3 protein-coding genes are annotated in these 4,474 nt (G+C 63.9%); all 3 read right to left on the bottom strand.

Annotation, left to right across the window (positions count from 1 at the left end):
* Nucleotides 1-2,852 (bottom strand): aminomethyl-transferring glycine dehydrogenase (gene gcvP / locus GS620_RS21755; RefSeq protein WP_171617718.1); only part of this gene is annotated, 2,852 nt, incomplete at its 3' end.
* Nucleotides 2,853-2,996: 144 nt separating this feature from the next.
* Nucleotides 2,997-3,362 (bottom strand): glycine cleavage system protein GcvH, encoded by a 366-nt coding sequence (gene gcvH / locus GS620_RS21750; RefSeq protein WP_152459336.1) that lies wholly within the window; start codon nt 3,360-3,362, stop codon nt 2,997-2,999.
* Nucleotides 3,363-3,379: 17 nt separating this feature from the next.
* Nucleotides 3,380-4,474, bottom strand: coding sequence for a glycine cleavage system aminomethyltransferase GcvT (gene gcvT, locus GS620_RS21745; protein ID WP_171617717.1), 1,095 nt, complete (start codon nt 4,472-4,474; stop codon nt 3,380-3,382).

The raw sequence follows: 4,474 nt of genomic DNA, 5'->3' as shown, positions 1-4,474 counted from the left end.
TCCGCGGCGTCTGCGTATGCGTCCATTGGGGGGCATGTGCAGACGAGGTTTCTGTCACCGTATGCGTTGTCGACGCGGTTGACGGGGGACCAGTATTTGTCGACGCCCATGGAACCCGGCGGGAAGCAGGCTTGTTCGCGGGTGTAGGGACGGTCCCAGTCGCCGACCAGATCGCGCACCGTGTGGGGGGCGTTTTTCAGCGGGTTGTTTTCCGCGTCGATCTTGCCATCGATGATGTCCTGTGCTTCCGCCCGGATCGACAGCATGGCGTCACAGAAACGATCCAGCTCGGCCATGGGCTCGGACTCGGTCGGCTCCACCATCAGGGTGCCGGCCACCGGCCAGCTCATCGTCGGCGCGTGGAAGCCTGAATCGATCAGGCGCTTGGCCACGTCATCGACGGTGACATGCGCCTCGGCGTCCAGCGGCCGGGTGTCGAGGATGCATTCATGCGCCACACGCCCCGTTTCCGAGGTGTAGAGGATCGGATAGGCATCCTTGAGCCGCGCCGCGATGTAGTTGGCGTTCAGGATCGCCACCTTGGTCGCCTGGGTCAGACCCGCGCCGCCCATCAGCAGCACATAGGCCCAGGACACGGGCAGGATCGAGGGCGAGCCGAAGGGCGCCGCCGAGACCGGACCCACGGCGGTGCCGTATTCCGGGTGCCCGGGCAGGTGCTCGGCCAGATGCGCCTTGACGCCGATCGGACCCATGCCGGGACCACCGCCGCCATGCGGGATGCAGAAGGTCTTGTGCAGGTTCAGGTGGCTGACATCGCCGCCGATATCGCCGGGGCGCGACAGGCCCACCATGGCGTTCATGTTGGCGCCGTCGATATAGACCTGACCGCCGTGATCATGGGTGATCTGGCAGACCTCCTGCACGGTGGTCTCGAACACGCCATGGGTCGACGGGTAGGTGATCATGCAGGCGGCCAGATGATCCGAGTGCTTTTCCGCCTTGGCGCGGAAGTCGGCGACATCGATATTGCCGTTCTCATCCGCCTGCACCGGCACGACCTGCCAGCCCACCATCTGCGCCGAGGCCGGGTTGGTGCCATGGGCCGAGGTCGGGATCAGGCAGACATTGCGGTGCCCTTCGCCGCGCGCAAAGTGATAGTTGCGGATGGTCAAGAGGCCCGCATATTCGCCCTGCGCGCCCGAGTTGGGCTGCTGGGAGATCGCGTCATAGCCGGTGATCTGGCACAGCTTGTCGTTCAGATCGGCGATCATCTCGTGATAGCCCTGCGCCTGATCCTGCGGAACAAACGGGTGCAGGTTGCTGAACTCGGGCCAGGTGACCGGGATCATCTCGATCGTGGCGTTCAGCTTCATGGTGCACGATCCCAGCGGGATCATCGCCCGGTCCAGCGCCAGGTCGCGGTCGGCCAGGCGGCGCATATAGCGGGTGATCTCGGCCTCGGCCCGGTTCTGATGGAAGATCGGGTGGGTCAGATAGGCGCTTTCACGCAGCGCGTAATCCGGCAGGCGGTATTGCTTGTTCGAGCTGTCATCCTTGCGGTCGATGCCGAAGGCGCCCCAGACCGCCTCGATCGTCTCGGGGCGGGTCTGTTCGTCCAGGCTGATGCCGACGCGGGTCTCGCCCACCTTGCGCAGGTTGACGCCGCGGGCCACGGCGGCCTCCATCACCGTCTTCTGCAGGTGGCCGACCTCGACCGTGATGGTGTCGAAGAACACCTCGGGTTCGACCGAGAAGCCGGCCTCTTCCAGGCCGGCGGCCAGGCGCGAGGTCTTGCGGTGCACCGATTGGGCAATCGCCTTGATGCCGTCGGGGCCGTGATAGACCGCATACATCGAGGCAATCACCGCCAGCAGCGCCTGCGCGGTGCAGACGTTCGAGTTCGCCTTCTCGCGGCGGATATGCTGCTCGCGGGTCTGCAACGACAGGCGGTAGGCCTTGTTGCCGCGGCTGTCGATGGACACACCGATGATCCGGCCCGGCATGGATCGCTTCAGCTTGTCGGTGGTCGCCATATAGGCGGCGTGCGGGCCGCCATAGCCCATCGGCACACCAAAGCGCTGGGTCGAGCCGATGGCGATATCGGCGCCCATCTCGCCCGGTGACTTCAGCAGCGCCAGCGACAGGATGTCGGCGGCGACGATGGCGATGGCCTTGTGTTCATGCAGCGCCGCGATCTCGGCGGTGAAGTCGCGCACATGGCCATAGGTGCCCGGATACTGGAAGATCGCGCCGAATACCGCGCCCGCGTCCAGCTGATCCGGGTCGGCGACCTGCACGTCGATGCCCAGAGGCTCGGCCCGGGTCTTGATCACCGCGATGGTCTGCGGGTGGCAGTTCTTGTCGACGAAGAAGGCCGCGTTGTTGGCCTTGGACCGGCCGCCGCGCTTGGCCATCGCCATCGCCTCGGCCGCCGCGGTCGCCTCGTCCAGCAGCGAGGCGTTGGCCACATCGAGCCCGGTCAGGTCGCTGACCATGGTCTGGAAGTTCAACAGCGCCTCAAGGCGGCCCTGGCTGATCTCGGGCTGGTACGGCGTGTAGGCGGTGTACCAGGCCGGGTTTTCCAGAATGTTGCGCAGGATCGGCGCAGGCGTGGTGGTGCCGTAATAGCCCTGACCGATCAGCGAGGTCAGAACCTTGTTCTTCCCCGCCACCTGTTTCATGTGGAAAAGCGCATCGCGTTCCGTCATCGCAGGGCCCCAGTCCAGCGGCTGTTTCTGCCGGATCGCCGGTGGGACGGTGGCGTCGATCAGCTCGTCCAGCGTCTTGAAGCCGATCACCTTGAGCATGTCGCGCATCTCGGTCGGGCTGGGACCGATATGGCGGCGGTTGGCAAAATCATAGGCTTCGTAGTCGGTCAGTTTGAAGGCCATTGCAGCGCTCCCATGGATAGGTCAGGGCCGGCGGAGGCTGCGGGAGCCTCCGGCGGGGATATTTCTTGCCAGATGAAGGGCGGGGCCCAAATTCGGCGGCATCAATTAATTCGATGGAGCCCCATGCCGGGACTCCGTTCGGGTTTACCCGATGAAGGCCTTGTATCCGGCTTCGTCCATCAGATCCTCGAGCTGCGACGCGTCACTGATCTTGATCTTGTAGATCCAGGCCTCGCCCTCGGGGTCTTCGTTCAGCGCGCCGGGATTGTCGGCCAGCGCCTCGTTCACCTCGACGATCTCACCATCGACCGGTGCATAGAGTTCCGAGGCCGCCTTGACGGATTCGATCACGCCGATCTCGCCGTCTTTCTCGAACTCGTCGCCCGCTTCCTGCTGCTCGACGAAGACCACCTCACCCAGCTGTTCAGCCGCGTGTTTGGTGATGCCCAGCGTGGCGGTGTCGCCTTCGACGCTCAGCCATTCATGCTCTTCGGAATAATAGGTTGCCATGCTTCTCTCTCCTGACTTCAACGCTTGTAATTCTGTTTGACGAAGGGCAGCGCCACGATCTGCGCCGGTTGCGCCTTGCCCCGGATGATCAGGTTCACCTTCTCGCCCGGCGCGCCATGGCCCGCGGACACATAGCCCATCGCGATCGGGCCACCCACCGTCGGGCCAAAGCTGCCCGAGGTGATCTGACCGATGGTGTTGCCCTCAAGGCATTGCACTTCCACGCCCTGACGCGCCGGCGCGCGGCCGTCGGGCTTGATGCCCACCAGCTTGCGCGATGCGCCCTCGGCCAGTTCGCGCTGGATACGCTCCGCACCCGGAAAACCACCTTCTTCCTTGCGGCGCTTCTGGATCGCCCAGGCCAACGAGGCCTCAATCGGCGAGGTGCTCTGGTCGATGTCATTGCCATACAGGCACAGCCCCGCCTCAAGCCGCAGGCTGTCGCGTGCGCCCAGACCGGCGGCCTCGCAATCCTCATGTGCCAGGAAGGCCCGTGTGATCTCGATCGCCTTGTCCTCGGGGATCGAGATCTCGTACCCGTCCTCGCCGGTATAGCCCAGCCGCGAGATGCGGCATTCGACGCCCATGATATCGGCCAGGGTGGTTTCCATGAACTTCAGGTCACGGGCCGCGGGGCAGAGTGCGCCCACCACATCCTCGGCCTTGGGACCTTGGACCGCAACCAGCGCACGGTCGAAGATCTCGGTCACTTCGACGCCGTCAAGGTTCGCTTTCATATGCGGAATGTCCTGATGGCGCAGCGCCGCGTTCACCACCACAAAGTAATGATCCCCGGCATTCGACACGATCAGATCATCCATGATCCCGCCTTCCGCGTTCGTAAAGAACCCGTACCGCGCCTTGCCTTCCTTCAGCGTCGCAAAGGCCTGCGGGCACAAAGCTTCCAGCTTCTCACCCACATTCTCACCGCGCAGGATCACCTGACCCATGTGAGACACATCAAACACCGCCGCCTTCTCACGGCACTGCTTATGCTCTCCCATGATCCCCAAAGGATACTGAACAGGCATCTCCCAACCAGCAAAATCAACCATCTTGCCGCCAAGCTCGACGTGCAAAGAGTGGAGAGGCGTGCGCTTCGGTGTGGTCAT

It is taken from the genome of Ruegeria sp. HKCCD6428 (assembly GCF_013110595.1).
In the GTDB taxonomy this organism is placed as follows: Bacteria; Pseudomonadota; Alphaproteobacteria; order Rhodobacterales; family Rhodobacteraceae; genus Ruegeria.
The sequence above is the reverse complement of the archived record's forward strand: the minus strand, read 5'-3'. Positions and strand labels throughout refer to the sequence as shown.

Coding starts and splice junctions, on each gene's coding strand:
- gcvH (WP_152459336.1), bottom strand. CDS start 3,362: ATGGCAACCTATTATTCCGAAGAGCATGAATGGCTGAGCGTCGAAGGC.
- gcvT (WP_171617717.1), bottom strand. CDS start 4,474: ATGACCACACCGAAGCGCACGCCTCTCCACTCTTTGCACGTCGAGCTT.